General features: G+C 60.5%; 18 protein-coding genes. 11 read left to right on the forward strand and 7 right to left on the reverse strand.

The genetic code is table 11. The features are described 5' to 3' along the window. From ABWP92_RS10155 to ABWP92_RS10170, 4 genes are all read right to left on the reverse strand, one after another. Positions 1-339, reverse strand: a 339-nt coding sequence (locus tag ABWP92_RS10155; protein ID WP_353235257.1) for a hypothetical protein, incomplete at its 3' end; no start/stop codon positions are given. A 115-nt stretch (positions 340-454) separates the two neighbouring features. Then, entirely contained in the window at positions 455-1,711 is a 1,257-nt protein-coding gene (locus tag ABWP92_RS10160; protein ID WP_353235258.1) for a type II toxin-antitoxin system HipA family toxin, read from the reverse strand. Next, a complete protein-coding gene (locus tag ABWP92_RS10165) occupies positions 1,708-2,061 on the reverse strand; it encodes a helix-turn-helix domain-containing protein (protein WP_353235259.1) in 354 nt (117 codons plus the stop codon). The genes ABWP92_RS10160 and ABWP92_RS10165 overlap by 4 nt, the downstream gene beginning before the upstream one ends. A gap of 500 nt (positions 2,062-2,561) precedes the next feature. After that, entirely contained in the window at positions 2,562-4,241 is a 1,680-nt protein-coding gene (locus ABWP92_RS10170) for a sigma-54 interaction domain-containing protein (RefSeq protein WP_502907499.1), read from the reverse strand. A gap of 251 nt (positions 4,242-4,492) precedes the next feature. Here ABWP92_RS10170 and ABWP92_RS10175 point away from each other — a divergent pair, with 251 nt between their 5' ends. From ABWP92_RS10175 to ABWP92_RS10225, 11 genes are all read left to right on the forward strand, one after another. Next, the gene (locus ABWP92_RS10175) at positions 4,493-5,722 is read left to right on the forward strand and encodes a CaiB/BaiF CoA transferase family protein (RefSeq protein ID WP_353235261.1); all 1,230 of its coding nucleotides are present in this window, start codon (positions 4,493-4,495) and stop codon (positions 5,720-5,722) included. 12 nt (positions 5,723-5,734) lie between these two features. Next, entirely contained in the window at positions 5,735-6,514 is a 780-nt protein-coding gene (locus ABWP92_RS10180) for an enoyl-CoA hydratase-related protein (RefSeq protein WP_353235262.1), read from the forward strand. Positions 6,515-6,531: 17 nt separating this feature from the next. Then, positions 6,532-8,214 carry a class I adenylate-forming enzyme family protein gene (locus tag ABWP92_RS10185; protein ID WP_353235263.1) on the forward strand — a complete coding sequence of 561 codons (1,683 nt, stop codon included), beginning with the start codon at positions 6,532-6,534 and terminating at the stop codon, positions 8,212-8,214. A 3-nt stretch (positions 8,215-8,217) separates the two neighbouring features. After that, positions 8,218-8,988, forward strand: a complete 771-nt coding sequence (locus tag ABWP92_RS10190; RefSeq protein WP_353235264.1) for an enoyl-CoA hydratase/isomerase family protein — start codon at positions 8,218-8,220, stop codon at positions 8,986-8,988. After that, positions 8,981-9,736, forward strand: a complete 756-nt coding sequence (locus ABWP92_RS10195; RefSeq protein ID WP_353235265.1) for an SDR family NAD(P)-dependent oxidoreductase — start codon at positions 8,981-8,983, stop codon at positions 9,734-9,736. Before ABWP92_RS10190 ends, ABWP92_RS10195 begins: the two co-directional genes overlap by 8 nt. 22 nt (positions 9,737-9,758) lie before the next feature. Next, positions 9,759-10,925 carry an acyl-CoA dehydrogenase family protein gene (locus ABWP92_RS10200; RefSeq protein ID WP_353235266.1) on the forward strand — a complete coding sequence of 389 codons (1,167 nt, stop codon included), beginning with the start codon at positions 9,759-9,761 and terminating at the stop codon, positions 10,923-10,925. Positions 10,926-10,936: 11 nt separating this feature from the next. After that, positions 10,937-11,812: a 3-hydroxyacyl-CoA dehydrogenase family protein gene (locus tag ABWP92_RS10205; RefSeq protein WP_353235267.1), complete on the forward strand. Its 876-nt coding sequence runs from the start codon at positions 10,937-10,939 to the stop codon at positions 11,810-11,812. Positions 11,813-11,814: 2 nt separating this feature from the next. Further along, positions 11,815-12,465 carry a 3-hydroxyacyl-CoA dehydrogenase family protein gene (locus ABWP92_RS10210; RefSeq protein ID WP_353235268.1) on the forward strand — a complete coding sequence of 217 codons (651 nt, stop codon included), beginning with the start codon at positions 11,815-11,817 and terminating at the stop codon, positions 12,463-12,465. 11 nt (positions 12,466-12,476) lie between these two features. Continuing rightward, positions 12,477-13,589, forward strand: a complete 1,113-nt coding sequence (locus ABWP92_RS10215) for a CaiB/BaiF CoA transferase family protein (RefSeq protein ID WP_353235269.1) — start codon at positions 12,477-12,479, stop codon at positions 13,587-13,589. 203 nt (positions 13,590-13,792) lie between these two features. Then, a complete protein-coding gene (locus ABWP92_RS10220) occupies positions 13,793-14,032 on the forward strand; it encodes a zinc-binding dehydrogenase (protein WP_353235270.1) in 240 nt (79 codons plus the stop codon). A 339-nt stretch (positions 14,033-14,371) separates the two neighbouring features. After that, on the forward strand, positions 14,372-15,571 hold the full coding sequence (locus tag ABWP92_RS10225; protein WP_353235271.1) for an ABC transporter substrate-binding protein: 1,200 nt from the start codon (positions 14,372-14,374) through the stop codon (positions 15,569-15,571). 139 nt (positions 15,572-15,710) lie between these two features. Here ABWP92_RS10225 and ABWP92_RS10230 read toward each other — a convergent pair whose 3' ends face one another. Genes ABWP92_RS10230 through ABWP92_RS10240 form a run of 3 tightly spaced genes read right to left on the reverse strand, consistent with a single transcriptional unit; the run spans position 15,711 to position 18,076 of the window. After that, positions 15,711-16,511 (reverse strand): amino acid ABC transporter permease, encoded by an 801-nt coding sequence (locus ABWP92_RS10230; protein WP_353235272.1) that lies wholly within the window; start codon positions 16,509-16,511, stop codon positions 15,711-15,713. Further along, the gene (locus ABWP92_RS10235; protein ID WP_353235273.1) at positions 16,508-17,170 is read right to left on the reverse strand and encodes an ABC transporter permease subunit; all 663 of its coding nucleotides are present in this window, start codon (positions 17,168-17,170) and stop codon (positions 16,508-16,510) included. The genes ABWP92_RS10230 and ABWP92_RS10235 overlap by 4 nt, the downstream gene beginning before the upstream one ends. A gap of 3 nt (positions 17,171-17,173) precedes the next feature. Then, the gene (locus tag ABWP92_RS10240; protein ID WP_353235274.1) at positions 17,174-18,076 is read right to left on the reverse strand and encodes a glutamate ABC transporter substrate-binding protein; all 903 of its coding nucleotides are present in this window, start codon (positions 18,074-18,076) and stop codon (positions 17,174-17,176) included. Positions 18,077-18,168: the final 92 nt, after the last annotated feature.

Below are 18,168 nucleotides of genomic sequence, written 5' to 3' on the forward strand. Positions count from 1 at the left end.
GGCAAGCTTGCCGAGAACTGACTGGCCCGGTTTCGGGGCATAGCTAAATCGAGCGACCGTCCAAGGAGTTGTGGGTGCCGCTGCGGAGTATTTGAACTGCTCAATCACGACCCGTGTCGCTTGCTCGCAATTCTCACTACCGAAGTAAAGAGCGCAGTCGACAGCATCCCAGGTTCCGTTTGGAGCCCCTGTTTCGTCTTCTGCGGCAACACCCTCGAGAGTGATGGCCTGTAGATCGTCCTCACCGGAAAGCAGGCGAATGGCGTGCCTCGCGGCCCAGAGCTCGTGGAAATCGTCGCCAGCATTTGACGCCCGTGCGCCTAGGAACTCTGAGGTCATCTTCACTTGAATCTAGTCTTTTTGAGTATCTCAATGCGGCTGAATTTACCTGCGCTGACTACGTGTTGTGCGGACATCATTTTTCTCGGTTTCTTCCACAAAGTCACCGTCTACCCTACCGCGTACGAAACGCCGCATGAGCCGAGAAAGCCCCCGCCGTGAGATCAATGTCCGCGCCTGAGATGCCAGCCCTGCGCGCAGCGTCCTGCCAGCCATCGACCGCCGCTGCCACTTCCTCCGCCGCCTGCCGAGCAGGGCCGTCACCAAGCCCGTAGAACGCCGCCGTGCCGAGAACCGTCTCCAGGCTCGGCCGGTTGTCGACATCGTCGATGTTCAGGACATGCTCTGCCTTGTCGATGTTCGGGTTGACATCAAACGCTGGCGCGAGGCGCCACCCGGTTTTGCCAAGCACGAAGCCATGGTTGCGCAAGTGATCGTCCCGATTTCCGACCGCAACGTTGAATGCCACGCGTCGAAATAACTGTGCCAGGTCTGCATCCGCATGCTCCGCATCGCCCTGGGCCCGGATGAACTGGGCCAGTTCCAGGTAGCTCGTGCCCTCGCTCTGCGTCTTGCGCAGCAGAGTCATCGCCGAGGCATAGAAGCGCCGCGTACCCTGCGCGCGATCGAACCGGCGCACGCAGAAGGTGTGGAAGTCTTTGCCCAGCCTGATCAGCCTCGCCGGTGGTACATCCACGCCAGCTTTCCGGGCCAGTTGGTGAACCGCGTACTCCCACGCCCCAACATCCCGGTCGTCATCACGGGCGGGAAACTTGGCGATCCAGAGTGAGCTGTCGGCCTCCGTGAAGTTGGCCTTCGGCCTGGCTCCGCCCAACGAGGCACCCGGCGCGACAAGCACGGCCAGCCACTTGCGCAGGGCATCGAGGTCGTCGATGCGCCGGTTGCTGAGCTGATAGGCCACCGCTTCCAGTTCGCGCAAGGTCGTCACCGGAGGCGCCGCCATCTTCTCGTCACCAAGGAAGGTTTCCGTGCCCGGCCGGCGAAAGCGCAATGCGCCCTGACGGGTCTGGTCCTGTACGCCGATGAGGAAGTCCCAGGCGTAGAGCGTGCGGGGCGGCCGCTTCTCGTCTTTGGCCTGCAGCGCCTCGCGGCGCTTCATGAGCGTTTGGCCCCAGCGGTCCGGCGATGAGTCCAGGAAGATTCCGAAGTTGCCCAGTTCCGGCTTCGGAAAGAAGGGGTGCTCGTCCAGGGAGAGATCGGGGTCCAGCGCAAAGGCGCGAAGGTCCTTGAGCCAGTCCCGTTCATAGTGGAAGCGGATCTGGCCACGGTCATGAGCCAGCGTGCCGACCAGGCATGGAGGGCCGAGGTTATCGGCCAGCCAGACTTCCAGGGCATTGTCCTGCTTGCTCATACAGACCCCTCGCGATTCTGGGCCGGCGAAGAGGGGACCTTTCGGCGGCTGGCGTCTGATGGCGACTCCAGCGCCAGATCCTGCAGCTTGCGCCCGATCCGGTCGTCGTCGGCCAGCAAATTGAGATCGCCTTCGAGGCCCAGCACGGCCAGCACCCTGATATAGGCCCCCAGGGTTGCACCCGGATCGCCGGCCTCGACTTTGTACACGGTGGTTCTGGAAACCCCCGCACGCTGGGCCACCACCGCGTTGCTCAGCTTGCGCCTCTTGCGGGCAAGGCGTAGCCGTTCGCCCAGCTCGGAGAGCAGGCGCTGCTCTTGGGGAAAGACAACGGGAGGTTTGCGCGGCATGTTCGCTATTAAAGACAAAAAATCCTATATTTGTCTATGATAGCGAAATTATGGGCCTATGGCTAGAACTTGCCAACAGGCATCAAACTGGTACTATTTCTGGCCCAAACTGGTTATCTGGACTGGGAAAATTATTTATTAATCAATGGGTCGAATGCTAGATTTTGTTCCCATCACCCGCTCCAAAATTTCTCCTACAAATCAAGCACTTAGACATAGCGCTTCGATACTCGGGGATAAGCCAGGGATAAACTGCTGTTGCTTCCCCGTTCATTTACCAATGGCTACCCGTCTTCCAGTACCCAGTTTGCTCAGGGCATCTTTAGCCCTATCGTAGTCGGCGTAGCAAGCTTTAAGGTGTACTCGAATGAGGTCTGCTCGCTCGGCTTCACGAACATCCTCTTCTCCAAGCGATCCAGGAAGTCCGGCCCCCATGTCGATTCCAGCCTTCAAGGACAGCCGCCCAGCGGGCCATGGCCGTTCATCCCGGAGGATCCCGACTATCCAGCCTTTACCGAATCCCAGTTGTCGCTGGCGAGCATCGCCAGGCGTTTGTAGAGGTAGGAGCGGGAAATTCCCAACTCTTCGGCAACACGTTTCTTGTTGCCTCCGGTTCGCCTCATCGCATCCAGGATCAATTCGGACTCGACACGCTCCTTCGCGCCGCGAACATCGGAGGACCACTTCTCCACCGATGTCACGTTGAGCGCTCCAGCCTCCTTGCCCTGAACTCTCTCCGAGACTTCCAGCCCCTCGAAGTCCTCCACATTCAGAATCATGCCATCGCAGAAGATGGCCGCGCGCTCAATGGCGTGCTGAAGCTGGCGGATGTTACCCGGCCATGCGCTGGACTGCAAAAAGCGAATGGCCGCTTCGGAGATGGATTTGCGCGCAGCGCCGTGGCGCAAGGCGAACGCTTCCAGAAAAGTATCCGCCAGTTCGGGAATGTCCTCCAGGCGCTCACGCAAAGGCGGCAGGCGCAAGGTCACGGTACTGATACGGTAGAACAGATCCAGCCGGAACGTGGAATCGCCAATCATGGCCTTGAAGTCACGATTGCTGGCCGAGATGAGCCGAAAATCGGAATAGCGTGCCTTGTCTCCACCAACGCGCTCGAAGTGTCCATCCTGCAGAACGCGCAGCATCTTTACCTGCATATCCATCGGCATGTCGCCGATTTCATCAAGGAACAATGTCCCCGTATTCGCTGCCTCGAACTTGCCTTTTCGCCCTTTCCTGTCGGCTCCGGTAAACGCGCCGGGCTCATAGCCGAACAATTCACTTTCGACCAGATTGGCGGGCATGGCAGCGGAGTTCACCAATATCAGCGGCTTGTCGTTGCGTGGACTGAGCATGTGGATGGCATGCGCCACCATCTCCTTGCCCGTACCGCTTTCTCCGGTCAGCAGGACGGGAACATCGAGGCGTGCAACGCGTACGATGTCTTCTTTCAGACGACGAACAGCCTCGCTGCTTCCCACAATCTGGTCCAGGCCGTAGCTCCGGTTCCGGATCCCCGAAAGTTCCCGCTTGAAGAAGTCCAATTCCTGCCGCACCTTGGCCAGCTCGACCGAGAGTTCCTGCATGGTTTCCGGGCCTTTGAACATCACTTGCCCAATGGCCGCCACCAGCCGCTTGCTGCGATCGTAGATCGGTAGCCGCGACACAACGCGCGTAACACCATTCATTTCCTGCAACTGCGCGACCTGGGCTCTTCCCGTGGCGACGACCTCCTGCAACTTGGTGTTCTCGATGACTTCGGTGACGTTCTTGCCTATCCCTTCTCCATGCTTCAAGCCAAAGAATTTCTCGTGCACCGCGCTCATGTAGGAAATTCGCGCTTTGGGGTCCACCACCACAATCGCTTTGTAAGGGTCGGTCACGAAGTGGCGGAGAATGTCTGGAGCCGCCTCCACGCTGGCCAGGAACTCACTCAACTCATCAGCCTCCTGAACCACAAAAATCAGGAAACACACTGAATCGCGCGAGGGGATAGAGGCCACGGTCAACGGGCGCTCCAGGTCTGTCAGTGCGGCCAGCCGTTTGAGCGGCACGCGATCTCGATTACGCCACAGGTTTCTGAGCGACGCAGTCACCGATGAGTCGCGCCCAATTCCGCTGGCAAAACATGTATTGCCATCCAAGTCCAGCACGAGGACCCCTTCTGATTCACGTGTCATGTCTCCACCATTTGTATTTCTTTGCGCCAGTGTCTTTTTCAAGGACACATTTGCCTTTGCAAAAATTCCCTGGAAGACACTGCAAAGACACTTTCATTCTAGGAAGAAAATGCAGCGCCCAGGCGATTTCCTGCGCATAAGCCATAGATTTCATTGAGCTTTCCGCGGCGAAGGAAGCATCGCAAATAACGCGCCAACTGTTGGCACATCCTTTGCATTTGCGTGTTGAACAACATAAGAGACAACACGACATGGATTTACTGAAGACGCTCCCTCTCGCAAGGTCCGGACCCGGACTGCAATGCCTGAATGGCGTTCGGGTCCTCGATTTCACGACCTCCGTGGCTGGCCCATACGGCACATTGCTTCTGGCCGACCTGGGCGCGGAAGTCATCAAAATCGAAAAGCGCAAGGGCGGTGATGATGCGAGAAGCTGGGGACCTCCCTTCCTCGATGGAGAATCGCTCTGGTTCCTGAGCATCAACCGCAATAAGCAAAGCATGACTCTGGACCTGTCGCATCCCGATGCCCGTCATCTGGTCCACGAACTTGTACGTGTCGCCGATGTGGTGGTGCTGAATTCCACCCAGCGCATTCAAACCAAACTGGGACTCGATTACGCCACGCTCAAACAGATCAACTCCAAGCTGATCCATGTATCGGTCACAGGCTTTGGCCTGAGCGGATCGCGTGCGGACCTGCCCTGCTACGACCTGATCGCGGAAGGATATTCCGGTGTGATGGATCTGACCGGCGAAGCGGATGGCCCCCCGCAGAAGGTCGGCACGCCGGCAGCCGATCTCCTGGCAGGCCAGGATATTGCCATGGCGGCGATGGCCGCGCTCATCGAGCGTACGAAAACTGGCGTGGGCAAGCAGATCGACGTATCCATGGTGGCGACGATGTCGCGTTTCATGGCGCCGCGCATCGTTCCCTACCTAGGGTCCCGGGAAGCGCCTCGCCGCTCTGGCGGAACCGATTCGGTCATCGCCATCTATCAGGTCTTCAGCACCTTGGACGATCCAATTACCCTGGGCTTGGGCAACGACGCAATTTGGCAGCGCTTCTGGACGGCAGTTGGCGATCCTGAATACGCAAAGCGCACGGGTTTTGAAACCAACGCGCTGCGCCGCATGAAGCGAGCCACCATCGTCAAGGACATCGCTGCGCTGCTGCTCACGCAATCGCGCAATCACTGGCTCGCCCTGTTTGAACTGCACCGCATTCCCTCGGGCCCCATCAACAGCATCGACCAATTGGTGGAGGATGCTCCTTTGCTGGACAGCGGTCTATTCTTCTCCACGCAGGGCGAGAAGGGCCTCGTGCCTCAGGTGGGTCTTGGTGTCCGCTTTGACGGTGACTCCTCCGTGCTGCGCAATGCTCCGCCTACGTTGGGACAGGACACAGAGCGGATTCTCAAGGAAACACTTTCCATGTCGAGCGCTTCCATCGCCCGACTCGCACAGACAGCAATCATCTAACAAGGAGACAACATGTCCTACACAGAAATCCTCTACGAAGAAAACGGCCCCATCGGCACCATCACCCTGAACCGCCCTCACGACGGCAACATGTTCACGGAAACCATGTGCCACGAGATTCGTGATTGCATCAACGGGATCCGCCGTGAAACGCGCACCCGCGTCATCGTGATCACCGGCGCTGGCGACAAGTTCTTCTGCACAGGCGGGCGCAAGGACGGCATGGAAGACTCCACGCTCTACGCAGGCGTGCTTCCGACATTGGAGATGTATGAAAGCATCGACCGTCTGCAAAAGCCCGTGATTGCTTCGGTCAACGGCTTCGCGGTGGGTGGCGGCAATGTGCTGCAGGTAGTGTGCGATATCACCATCGCCAAGGAAAGCGCAGTGTTCCGTCAGGTCGGGCCGATGGTGGGCAGTTTCGATGCGGGCTACGGTACCTGGTATCTGGAAGACCTGATTGGCAAGAAGCGCGCCAAGGAGATGTGGTACCGCAACCCCAAGCTGACGGCCCGCGAGGCGCAGCAATGGGGCCTCGTCAACCACGTCGTGCCTGATGGCGAACTGAAGGACGCAACCCGCAAGCTCGCGCTGGAGATCGCAGACCGTGGCGCGTTTGCACTGGCGGCGGTGAAGGCGGCATTCAACGCCAAGCATGGCGGCGTATCCGGCCTTTCGCGCATGGCCCACGATCTGCTGCTGCGCGGCTATCTCAAGACCGAAGAACACGACGAACTCGCCGCCTCCTTCGCCGAACGCCGCAAGCCAGACGCATCCAGGTTCGGGCACTGAAGCGCCTGGGGAAGACCATGCAGAACATCCTGACCCTTCACAACCCGCAGAATGCGCGCGACTACTACCTGTCCGGCATCTGGCAGCAGGAAACGCTCTACACCCTGGCTCGCCGCCATTCGCGCGAGCGCCCCACATCCTGCGCGCTACGCGATGCGGACGTGCGCCTGACATGGCGCGAGGTCATCGACTGGGTGGACAGCGTGGCCGAGTCGCTGCACCGCCAAGGCCTGAAGCCAGGCGACCGCGTGGGCATCTGGCTGCCCAACGTGGTTCAGGCCACGATCGTGTTTCTGGCGTGCTCGCGCAACGGCTACGTGTGCTGCCCATCGCTGCATCAGAACTACACGGTCGAGGAAATCTGCACCTTGCTCAACCGCATTCAGTGCCGGGCGCTGTTTGCAATGCCGGGTTATGGCGCCGATTCCGACAAGCACTCCATCTTCGACAAGATGGGGCAGATCCCCACCATGACCACCATGTACACCCTGCCCCATACGCAAGGTGCGATCGCGCTGGCGCCTGGCAACGCACGGGCATTTCCCGACAGGCAACCGCCATCGGCGCTGGCAACGCCGGACCTCAACCCGGACAAGATCGTCTATCTTGCCTTCACATCGGGGACGACAGGCTTGCCCAAGGGCGTCATGCACAGCGACAACACTCTGCTGGCCAACGGGCGCGCCCTCGTTGACGACTGGGGCCACACCACGGACACCACGGTGCTCACACTCAGCCCCATGAGCCACCATATCGGCACGGTGGCTCTCGAGCAGGCACTGGTGGCCGGCGCCGAGATGGTGATGACCAATCTGCGGCCCGGCAGGAATGCACTCGACTGGATTGTTGAAACCGGGGCAACCTATGTGATGGGCGTACCGACGCATGCCATGGACATTCTGCAGACGGCACGCGATCGCAATCTCACTACGCTGGGCGACGTGCGCACGTTCTACATGGCAGGCTCCGCCATTCCGAGGGATGTGGCTCAGAAGTTCGTGCAGTTGGGAGTAACGCCGCAAAACGTCTATGGCATGACGGAAAACGGCTCGCACAACTACACCATTCCCACGGACACGTCCGAAACCATCGTCTCCACATGCGGTCGCGCCTGCAGAGGCTATGAAGTGCGTCTGTGGAAACAGGGAGACTGCGACGTCGAGGCCGAAGTGGGCGAGATCGGCGAGATCGGAGGACGCGGCGGCCTGCTCATGCTGGGTTATTTCAGCAATCAGGTCGCTACCGAAACCTCGTTCAACATCCACGGCTGGTTCATGAGCGGCGATCTGGGCATCATCGACGAGAACGGCTGCATCCAGATCGTCGGCCGCAAGAAGGATCTGATCATTCGCGGCGGCCACAACATTCACCCCGCCCGCGTCGAAGAGCTGGCCATGCGCCATCCAATGGTCGAGCGCGCAGCCGCCTATCCCGTACCGGATGAGCGCCTGGGGGAGAAGGTGTGCCTTGCGATCGTCACACGCATTGGCGAAACGGTCGACCCTCAACAGATGCTCAGGCATCTGGCGCAAGCGGGACTATCCAAGTACGACATGCCCGAGTTCTTCATGAGTCTGGATCAGTTTCCGCTGACCGCCAGCGGCAAGATACTGAAGCGTTCACTGGTCGATATGACCGCGCGTGGCGAGCTGACCCCGTTACCCGTCCGATTCAAGGCGAAAGCCAACGCGGAGGCCTGAAGCATGGCGATGAAACTCTCTTACGACGGCGTATTCGCAATCATCACGCTGGACCGTCCCGACGCACTCAATGCCCTGCGATTCCAGATGCTCGAGGCTCTCTCGGACGCCGTTGACGAAGTGGCTGCATCCGATGCACGCGCGCTCATCGTCGTCGGTGCGGGAGACAAGGCATTCTGCGCAGGCGCCGACATCAAGGAGCTCATGAATCGCAGCCTGATGGAGCAACGCAGGGGAGCGCAGTTAGGGCAATGCGCATTCGGGAAAATATCCAAACTGCCCATTCCATCGGTTGCCGTCATTCACGGCTATGCATTCGGCGGCGGACTGGAATTGGCAATGGGATGCACCTTCCGCATCGCAACGGAACGCGCGCGCATGGGGCTGCCGGAAATCAAACTGGGATTGATTCCCGGATACGGAGGAACGCAGCGCCTGCCGCGTTTGATTGGAGAAGCGCGAGCGCTCGAAATGGTGATGTCCGGTCGAACCGTGGATGCCAAGGAAGCAGAGCGCTGGGGTCTGGTGAACCGCATTGTGGAGGATGGAGATCCGCTCACACTCGGCAAGCAGTTCATGTCGGAGTTCATCGGCTACGGCCTGTGCGCATCGCAGTTCGCGCGCGAAGCCGTGGAGCGCGGGATGGAGACAACGGTGGAGGCAGGTCTTGCCATCGAGGCCGATCTCTCCACCCTGGCCTACCAGACCCAGGATGCAGTGGAAGGCATGACTGCCTTCGTGGAAAAACGCAAACCGGAGTTCAAGGATGCCTGATTCAGACAAAGGAACCGTCATCGTCACCGGCGCGAGCCGCGGCATCGGAGCGGCCATCTCCATCGCATTGGCGGCTGCGGGCTTTCATGTGGCTTGTCTCTCGCGCTCCGGCGACATGCCAGCCAATGCCGGGCTGAGCGCCGACGCCAAGGCCCGCATTCAAGCATTGAAATGCGACATCACCGATCCCGCGGCAGTGAACACCGCGCTGGATGCGGCACGCACCCATTTCGGCAAGCCACTGGTGGGGTTGATCAACAATGCAGGCATTCACCTTCAAGGCCCGTCCGCCACGTTTTCGATGCGGGATTTCGAACGCGTGATGCAGACGAACGCCAACGCGGTGATGCTCGCCAGCCAGGCCGCCTATACGCATCTGCGCGACGCGGGCTCCGCGCTGATCATCAACATCGGTTCGTTCTATGACAAGCTGGGCGTTCGCGGCAACGCGGCGTATTGCGCATCCAAGGCGGCGGTTGCAGCCATCACACGCTGCCTCGCTGTGGAATGGGCACGCGATGGCATCCGCGTCGTCAACATCGCACCCGGCTATATCGAGACCGACCTGAACCGTGAAGACCTCAACAAGGGACCGCTGCAGGAGTTCCTCAAGAAACGCATTCCCACTGGCGGCCCCGGACAGTCCGACGACATCGCACAACTGGCAGCGCTGCTGTTCCAGCTCCCCAGGCGTTTCCTGACTGGCGAGACCATATACATCGACGGCGGCCAGGGCATGGCGCTTTGATTCAACGACCTCGGGCATCAACATGAACATACTAGAGCGAATGGATGCACGCCTGCCATTGACCTCCGAGGAGAACATGCTCCTCGACAGCGTCAAGGAACTGTGCTGCACGCAGATTGCGCCACGGGCCGCTGCGTATGACCGGTCAGCCGAATTCCCGTGGGACAACGTTCGCGCCATCAACGAATTGGGTTTGAATGCCATATTCATTCCCGATGCGTACGGCGGCGCACAGCTATCCTTCACCAGCTATCTGGCCTGCGCGCGCGAAATCTCCAAGGCCTGCGCTTCCACCGGCATCATCTGGGCAACGAACTTTCATGCGATCAAGCCGTTGATCGAGTATGGAAGCGAAGAACAGAAATCGCGCCTCCTGCCGCGCATCGCCGAAGGCGGCCTGGCAGCGCTCGCCATCACCGAACCGTCTGCGGGCTCGGACGCCACCGGCATGCGCACCAGCTTTACCCCGGATGGCGATGACATCATCATCAACGGCGGCAAGACCTTCATCACCAATGGCGACGTGGCCGATCTCTACCTGATCTTCGGCAAGTGGTCGCAGATCAGCGATCCCAAGCAGTCGATCTCGGTGCTCATTCTCGAAAAAGGCACGGACGGTCTGCGCGTCATGGGCACCGAGCACAAGATGGGAACGCGCGCATCGAGCACGGCAAGCCTCTCGTTCGACGGCTGCCGCGTGCCGCGCGCCAACCTCATCGGCAATCCGGGCGAAGGTCTGCAGATTCTGTTTGGTTCGCTGAACCGCTCACGCCCCAGCGTCGCCGCGCATGCGCTCGGTATCGCGCGCGCCGCCTTCGAGGACGCTGTGGAATACATCAATGAACGCCGTCAATCCGGAAAACGGATTCTGGAATTCCAGGGCATTCAGTTCATGCTGGCCGATCTCGCGAGCGAGCTGGCACTGTGCGAATCATGGCTCTGGCGCGTGGCGCACATGGTCGATTGCGGCGACTCGGATTTTGGCATCGAGGCATCGCTGCTCAAACAGCGCGCGACCGATGCCGCCATGCGCATCACCACCGACGCCGTGCAGCTTCTGGGCGGCTATGGCTACTGCAACGACTACCGCGTGGAGCGCCTGATGCGAGATGCCAAGATCACGCAAATCTGGGAGGGAACGAATCAGGTGCACCGCCAGCTCATCGGTCGCAGCTTCCTCAGGAAATAACGGAGACACTCATGACAAACATTCAGACAGTAGGTGTGGCGGGCGCGGGGACGATGGGCGCTGGCATCGCCATCGTCGCCGCGCGCGCGGGCTTTCGCACCATCGTGTTCGACACGCGGCAGGAAGCGCTCGACCATGCCAAGGAACAGACCAGCGCCTTCCTCAAGAAATCAGAAGAGCGCGGCAAGTTGCCCGCAGGTGGCGCTGCCGCCGCATTGGGAAAGTGGGAAGGAACGACCAAGCTGGAAGACATGGCCCGGTGTGATCTCGTGATCGAAGCCATCTTCGAAGACATCAAAGTCAAGCACCAGCTCTTTTCCGAGTTGAACAAGCACTGTCCCGAGAAGACCATCTTCGCATCCAATACATCCACTATCTCCATCACGGAGATAGCCGGTGGCAGCGGGCGCGCGGATCGCTTCGTCGGCATGCATTTCTGCCTGCCAGCGCAGTTGATGAAGTTGATCGAGATGTCTCCTGGCATGAACACATCGCCCGAAACCTTCGACACCGCCTGGAAGTTCGCGCAAGCAATGGGGCAGAAGCCCGTCGCCACGCAGGACACGCCCGGCTTCATCCTCAACTATTTCCTCATCCCCTTCAACAACGATGCGATCCGCCTTGTCGAGCAAGGCGTCGCCGATCCTCGGGACATCGACATCGCCGTCAAGACGGCGCTCGGCTACCCGATGGGCCCACTCGAACTTCTGGACCTTGTAGGCATGGACACGCAGAAACTGCTGTGCGAGGCCATGCACGGACTCACGCAGGAATCTCGCGCCGCCTGCCCACCGCTGGTCCGGCGCATGATTGCAGCCAACCGCCTCGGCAAGAAGACAGGGGTGGGCTTTCACACCTACGGCAACACAAAAATGTTCGGAGCATGACAATGAGCTACGAGATCGCAAAGGCTGGTGAAAGCCGTTCATTTCCTGAGAGCCACGCATTTCTGGAGTCCGCAACCCAAGGCGCGGGGGGGCTGGTCTATGTTGGCGCGGGCGCCGGCAAAGCGTTCGCCTCTGGTGAGAATCACGCTCAGCGCACCTTTGTCGCCATCGAGTTGGGAACCGAGTGTCTTGGCGTGCACACCGGCGAGAGCCGCGCCAAGGAAGGCTCCAACGTCGTCGGCTTCGCACGCTTCAGGCTGGGCAGTGCAGCCCCCAGTCAACTGATTGAACTGGTGCGCCAACCCGCCACGTCGCAAGCCGCCGTGCTCGCGGCAAAGGAGGCGTTCCAGGCCGCAGGTCTGGTCGTGGTGATATGCAACGACTTTCCGGGACGCATAGTCGATCGCCTGGTTCGCCCGTACTTCAACGCCGCGTTGAGACGCCTCGACGAGAAACTCGCCAGCGCCGACGATCTGGACAAGACGTTGTGCCTTGGCCTGGGCTATCCGGAAGGGCCCATTTCGCTGCTCGAGCGCACGGGCCTCGCGCACCACTTCAAAGTGAGCAGCGCACTTCACGAAGCGTTGGGACAAGAGCCGTATGCGCCTGCCCGGCGCGCACGTGTCGCAGCAGAGCGTGAGCAAACGATCTGATGGATCAGAAGATGACTCAACCTCTCTCAGGTCTGAAGGTGCTGGATTTCAGCACCCTGCTTCCCGGCCCGCTGTGTTCGCTGCTGCTGGCGGAAGCGGGCGCGGAAGTGATCAAGCTCGAACGCCCCGAACGCGGCGACGAGATGCGCTCCTACGAGCCCAGGGCGGGCGTGGACAGCGCCAATTTCGTATTGTTGAATCGCGGCAAGAAATCTGTCGGAATTGATTTGAAATCACCCGATGCGCTCGCTCTGCTCACCCCCGTCCTGAAAGAGGCGGACGTGCTCATGGAGCAATTCAGGCCCGGCGTCATGGATCGTCTTGGTTTGGGCTATGAAGCGCTCTCCAGGATCAACCCGCGTCTGATCTATTGCTCCATCACGGGATTTGGCCAGCATGGCCCGCGCGCCAAGGAAGCCGCACACGACCTGAACTATGTCGCCGCATCCGGCACGCTGTCGCTGACTGCCGGCTGCGACGGCGCGCCAGTGCTGCCTCCGGCACTTATCGCCGACATTGCAGGGGGCGCCTATCCAGCGATGATCAACATCCTGCTGGCGCTGCGCCAGCGAGATCAGACCGGCAAGGGCATGTATCTGGACGTGGCCATGGCCGACAATCTCTTCACGCTCCAATACTGGGGACTGGGCAACGGCGCACTCGGTCATTGGCCGCGCACGGCAGACGACCTCGTCACGGGCGGAACACCGCGCTACCAGATCTACCGCACTGCCGACAACGCTTATCTGGCTGCCGCGCCGTTGGAAGACAAGTTCTGGGGCAACTTCACGGCCCTTGTCGGACTCAACGAGGAAGCGCTTGCCGGACTCTCGCCAGCAAGCGCCATCGCAGCGGTCGCGGATGCCATCGCCAAACATCCTGTTGCCCATTGGGAGGATGTTTTCAGAAATCAGGATGTGTGCGCAAGCCGCGTGCTGAGCCTGGAAGAAGCGCGGCACGATGCCCATTTCAACGCGCGCGGATTGTTCTCTCGCACGGTGACGGCGGCGGATGGCGCGCAGATGCCCGCATTGCCCGTGCCCCTGGATGCCCTCTTCCGAGGGCCTGTTCATTCACGACCCGCACCTGCGCTGGGGGCCGACAACCACCTGTTGAACCAATGAAAGCGGGTTCCACATGAAAGCCATCGTTATTGACGGGTTCGTCGCGCCCGATGCAGTTGGCATCGGAGAGATGCCCACGCCAGTCATCGGGGACGACGATGTGCTGATGGCGGTACACGCGGCAGCCATCAACTACCTCGACGTGTTGGTGGTTCAAGGCAAAAATCAGATCCTGCCAGAGCGGCCATTTGTACCCGGAAAGGATGATCGATCTCGCCGCCCTCGATCTGCGCGAATCGCTCAGACAGCAGGTGTATGCCTCAACCGAAAGCCATGGTGCCTACGTACTGCTCGATACGCTGGGCAGAATTTCCCAACTCTACGAGCAGGGCGCGTTAAGGCCAGGGATCGCCGAAAAGCTGGACCTCAAGGAGGCGGGCATCGCTTTGACCAGGCTATCTTCGGGCATTACCTCGGGAAAGTATGTGCTGAACATCGCCTGACGATTGACCTCGACAGCCCTTGATCCCTCCGGTCAGCAGCATCTTCCAACATCACTCAAGGCCATGAACCTGTTTCATGGCCTTTTTTCTTGGCTTTTTGCATGGCCATGGAATTACGCGGAAAGGCCGCGCGCATTCAATCCACATGCCAATGTGTCTTCAATGGCTACATGTTTGCATGCAAGTGTGTAGTCAGACTGTGTTTCAAGAACACCAGAATCACGGCTCGCGTCTGATTCGGCGGTTATTCATACTGGCACGTTAGTTGCGAACGAGGAGGTGCGAGTGATGGAACCACCTCACTGCCTCATCACGATAACTAACGCAAGGAGATAGACAATGAAAGCAACCGCAATCCGGCTCGTCGCAGCCGCCGCAACGGCCGTCGCGGCACACGGCAGCTTCGCGGCAGAGCCATTTCGCGTAGGCGCCATCGTGGACATGACAGGCGTCTATGCCGGCATTGGCGGGCCCGGCGGTGTGGCCGCGGTCAAGATGGCAGTGCAGGATTTTGGCGGAACGATTCTGGGCCGCCCCATCGAAGTGGTCAGCGCGGACTACCAGAACAAGGTCGATATCACATCCACCAAGGCGCGCGAATGGTTGGACCGAGGCAACGTGGAGATGATCATCGAGTCCACAGACTCCGCTTCCGCTTTGGCGCTGCAGAAGCTTGGCCTCGACAAGAAAAAGATCACCATTGCCGCTGGCTCGGCCACCACGGAGCTCACTGGCAAACAGTGCACTCCCTACGGCATCCACTACGTGTACAACACCTACTCGCTCGCCAACGGCACAGCCCGCGCCATCGTGGAAGAAGGCAAGAAAGACTGGTTCTTCATCACCGCGGACTATGCATTTGGTCACTCGCTCGAAGCCAATGCATCCGCAGTGGTCGAGCAGATGGGCGGCAAGGTACTGGGCAGGGTTCGCCATCCACTTTCGGCATCCGACTTCGGCTCTTTCCTGCTCCAGGCTCAAGCGTCCAAGGCGCAGGTCATCGGACTTGCCAACGCGGGCCGTGACACGCAGAACTCCATCCGCCAGGCTGCCGAGTTTGGCCTGAGCGCGGGCAAGCAGCTCGTCGCACCACTGCTGATCGTCGATACCGACCTGAAGGGCATTGGCTTGAAGGCCGCACAGGGCCTGCAGTTCACCACCGCGTTCTATTGGGACTACAACGACGAAACACGGGCCTTCAGCAGGAAGTTCCACGCACAGACCAAGCTGATGCCCACCATGGTTCAAGCCGGGATGTACTCCGCCACCATGCATTACCTCAATGCCGTGAAGGCAGTGGGAAGCGCCGACGCGGACAAGGTCATGGCCAAGATGCGCGAAACGCCGATCAACGACTTCTTTGCCAAGGACGGCAGGATTCTGGCGAACGGCCTGATGTCACACGACATGTATCTTGCCGAAGCCAAGAAGCCAGCCGAATCCAAGGGCGAATGGGATCTGCTGAAGATCCGCAAGATCATCCCCAAGGCACAGGCATTCGAGCCGCTCGAGAAGAGCGCCTGCCCCCTCAGGGGCTGACCGGCGGAGCATCGCCCCGGGTTCCGCGCGCAAGGCATATCAGTGGCCGCAATGGCGATGTTCCTCAGGTTGTTATTCGTGAAGGGCACGCCTGAAGCGGGGACATCATGCTCCCGCAAACGACGCTGTGATGCAGCGATCAGTGCATCGGCCCGCCAAGCCGTTTGCTCGCTCTGGATATCGCGTAATTCACGAGGCAGTAAAGCGCCGCCACGACGAGGTATACGGGTACCAGCGAGTGGTAGTTGGCGATGAGCACCTTGGCGTTCTGCATGAGTTCGCCATAGGTGACGACGTAGCCGAAGGTGGTGTCCTTGACCACGATGACCAGTTGCGCGACCAGTGCCGGGACGATATAGCGAAGGGCCTGGGGAAAGACGATGAAGAAGAAAACCTGGGCTTCCGTCATCCCCAGGCTTCGCGCGGCATCGGTCTGGCCGCGGGGCACGGCGAGCACGCCGGCGCGGTAGACCTCGGCCACCACCGCGGCGGTGCTCAGGCTGATGGGCAACGTCAGCATCCAGTAGGTGCTCAGCCTGATTCCGGCCTGCGGAAGCACCAGAAAGCACACATAGATGAGCAGCAGCGTCGGCGTGCCGCGCAGGAACTCGATGACCGCGACGCTCGGCCAGCGTACGAGCCGTGGTCGCGCCAGGCGCCCCACCAGCAGAACCAGCCCGAGGGTCAGCGCTATGACGGCGGCCATCGCGGCCGATGCCAGCGTGCCGATCAGGCCCTTGCCCAGAAAGGCCCAGGTTGTCGGCCAGGCGAAAAACTCCCAGAAACGTGCGTCGAGCTGCCCGGCGGAATGCAGGCGCAGGACGATACCCGCGGCCAGCAGAAGCAGCACGGCCGCCGCCATCACGCTCACGGTGCGCATGACGGTCCGCGCACGGAGGCTTGGAGCGCCAAAAAGAATATCTTCCACGGAGCGGCTCATCGCAGTATCCGCACCTTCTTTTCCAAGGCAGCGCCAGCCCAGGCGATAAGCAATCCCGTCGCCACGTACATTGCTGCCGCCACCGCGAACGCGGCCATGCCGGCGGCGGAATCGTTGGCGATCTTGGACACGAGCGCGGTGAGTTCCCTGCCCGGAAACGGCACCTGCGACGCCAGCGAGGTCGACAGCATCAGCGCAATGAGCAGCGAGGTCAACGGCTGCACCACCGCGCGCAGCGCCTGCGGCAATACCACCGCGGAGATGACGGTCGTCGGCCGCATGCCCAGGCTGAGCGCGGCTTCGATCTGGCCGCCGGGAATGGTGTTGATGCCCGAGCGCAGGTAGTCCGCCGTGAACGCGGAGCAGACCAGCGCCAAGGTCAGGATCACGCTGGGTTCATAGTCGATCAGGATGTTGAGATCGGGCAGCGCGAACACGATGAAGATCAGCAGCGCCACGCTGGGAATGTTGCGGAAGATCTCGACGTAGACGGTCAGGGCGCAGCGCAGCGGCGGCAGTGGCAGGAGCCGAAGTACCGTCACGATCACGCCCAGCACGAAACCGGCCGTGAACGATATGAACGTGAGCTTCCAGGTCAGAAAAAGGGCCTGCCCGAAGGCAGACCCATAGTCGGTCAGGAGCCTGGAAACGTCGCCCATCGTTCAGGGGATGGCGGGCGGTGTCGGAACGGCCGTGCTGCCTGTGCGCTGGCCGATGGAAATGGTCCACAGCCTGGCCCAGGTGCCGTCGGTTTCCAGCTTCTTGAGGAAGGCATTGACGAAGGCCACCCCGTCCGAGCCCTTGGGCAGTCCAACACCGTAGGGGTCCTGCGCGCCGAAGGGCGCTCCCGCCAGCTTCGCGTCACCGGTTCCGAGACTCAGCGCGTTGAGCAGCAGCGTGTAGTCGGTCACATAGGCATCCACGCGCCCCTGGCGTAGCGCGTCGAGGGCTTCCTGGTGCGTCTGGAACTCCTGTACGGCAGCCTTGGGCGCGTACTGCGCCAGGATCGCAGGCCCCGTGGAGCCAGCCTGCGTGGCGACCTTCTTGCCGGCCAGATCGTTGTATGACTGGATCGCCTTGTTGTTCGACTTGACCAGCACCCCGGCCTGCGAGGTGTAGTAAGGACCGGCGAACGAGATTTTCTCGGCACGGGCGGGAGTGATGGAGTAAGTGGCGAGCACCATGTCCACCTGGCCGTTGATAAGCACCTGCTCGCGCGTGGACGAGGTCACCTGCGTGAACTGGGCCTTGGCGGCGTCACCCAGGATGTAGCGGGTGATGAGTTGGGCCACGCCCGCGTCAAAGCCGCGGGCCTTGCCGTCTTTCTCGTTGAGCAGCGAGAAAAGATTCGAGGTTTGCGTTCCGCCCAGGCGCAGCGTGCCAGCCTGCTTGATCTTGCTGGCCCAGGTGCTCGAGGCGATGGCTTCGGCGCTGGCCACGGGGCCCTGCGCAACCAGCGCGTCAAACGCCGCTGCATCGATGGGCGTGCCCTGCGCGAAAAGCGACCCGCCAGAAACGATCGCCAGCGCAGCCACGGTGGATTTCAGAATGGATTTGATCGACACGCGGTCCTCTTGAGTGGTGTGTTACGTGGACCCAATATATAGCAGTTACGGAATGCGTGAACTGCTCGTGCGGCCAGGATGTGCGGCCAGGA

Origin of the sequence: Diaphorobacter ruginosibacter (assembly GCF_040396215.1) — a bacterium.
GTDB lineage: Bacteria > Pseudomonadota > Gammaproteobacteria > Burkholderiales > Burkholderiaceae_C > Diaphorobacter_A > Diaphorobacter_A ruginosibacter_A.

Bases quoted from the DNA above. Each gene is read 5' to 3' on its own strand.
- ABWP92_RS10200 (WP_353235266.1), top strand. From the start codon at position 9,759: ATGAACATACTAGAGCGAATGGATGCACGCCTGCCATTGACCTCCGAG.
- ABWP92_RS10160 (WP_353235258.1), bottom strand. From the start codon at position 1,711: ATGAGCAAGCAGGACAATGCCCTGGAAGTCTGGCTGGCCGATAACCTC.
- ABWP92_RS10235 (WP_353235273.1), bottom strand. From the start codon at position 17,170: ATGGGCGACGTTTCCAGGCTCCTGACCGACTATGGGTCTGCCTTCGGG.
- ABWP92_RS10190 (WP_353235264.1), top strand. From the start codon at position 8,218: ATGGCGATGAAACTCTCTTACGACGGCGTATTCGCAATCATCACGCTG.
- ABWP92_RS10225 (WP_353235271.1), top strand. From the start codon at position 14,372: ATGAAAGCAACCGCAATCCGGCTCGTCGCAGCCGCCGCAACGGCCGTC.
- ABWP92_RS10170 (WP_502907499.1), bottom strand. From the start codon at position 4,241: ATGACACGTGAATCAGAAGGGGTCCTCGTGCTGGACTTGGATGGCAAT.
- ABWP92_RS10215 (WP_353235269.1), top strand. From the start codon at position 12,477: ATGACTCAACCTCTCTCAGGTCTGAAGGTGCTGGATTTCAGCACCCTG.
- ABWP92_RS10195 (WP_353235265.1), top strand. From the start codon at position 8,981: ATGCCTGATTCAGACAAAGGAACCGTCATCGTCACCGGCGCGAGCCGC.
- ABWP92_RS10210 (WP_353235268.1), top strand. From the start codon at position 11,815: ATGAGCTACGAGATCGCAAAGGCTGGTGAAAGCCGTTCATTTCCTGAG.
- ABWP92_RS10180 (WP_353235262.1), top strand. From the start codon at position 5,735: ATGTCCTACACAGAAATCCTCTACGAAGAAAACGGCCCCATCGGCACC.
- ABWP92_RS10165 (WP_353235259.1), bottom strand. From the start codon at position 2,061: ATGCCGCGCAAACCTCCCGTTGTCTTTCCCCAAGAGCAGCGCCTGCTC.
- ABWP92_RS10220 (WP_353235270.1), top strand. From the start codon at position 13,793: ATGATCGATCTCGCCGCCCTCGATCTGCGCGAATCGCTCAGACAGCAG.
- ABWP92_RS10230 (WP_353235272.1), bottom strand. From the start codon at position 16,511: ATGAGCCGCTCCGTGGAAGATATTCTTTTTGGCGCTCCAAGCCTCCGT.
- ABWP92_RS10175 (WP_353235261.1), top strand. From the start codon at position 4,493: ATGGATTTACTGAAGACGCTCCCTCTCGCAAGGTCCGGACCCGGACTG.
- ABWP92_RS10205 (WP_353235267.1), top strand. From the start codon at position 10,937: ATGACAAACATTCAGACAGTAGGTGTGGCGGGCGCGGGGACGATGGGC.
- ABWP92_RS10185 (WP_353235263.1), top strand. From the start codon at position 6,532: ATGCAGAACATCCTGACCCTTCACAACCCGCAGAATGCGCGCGACTAC.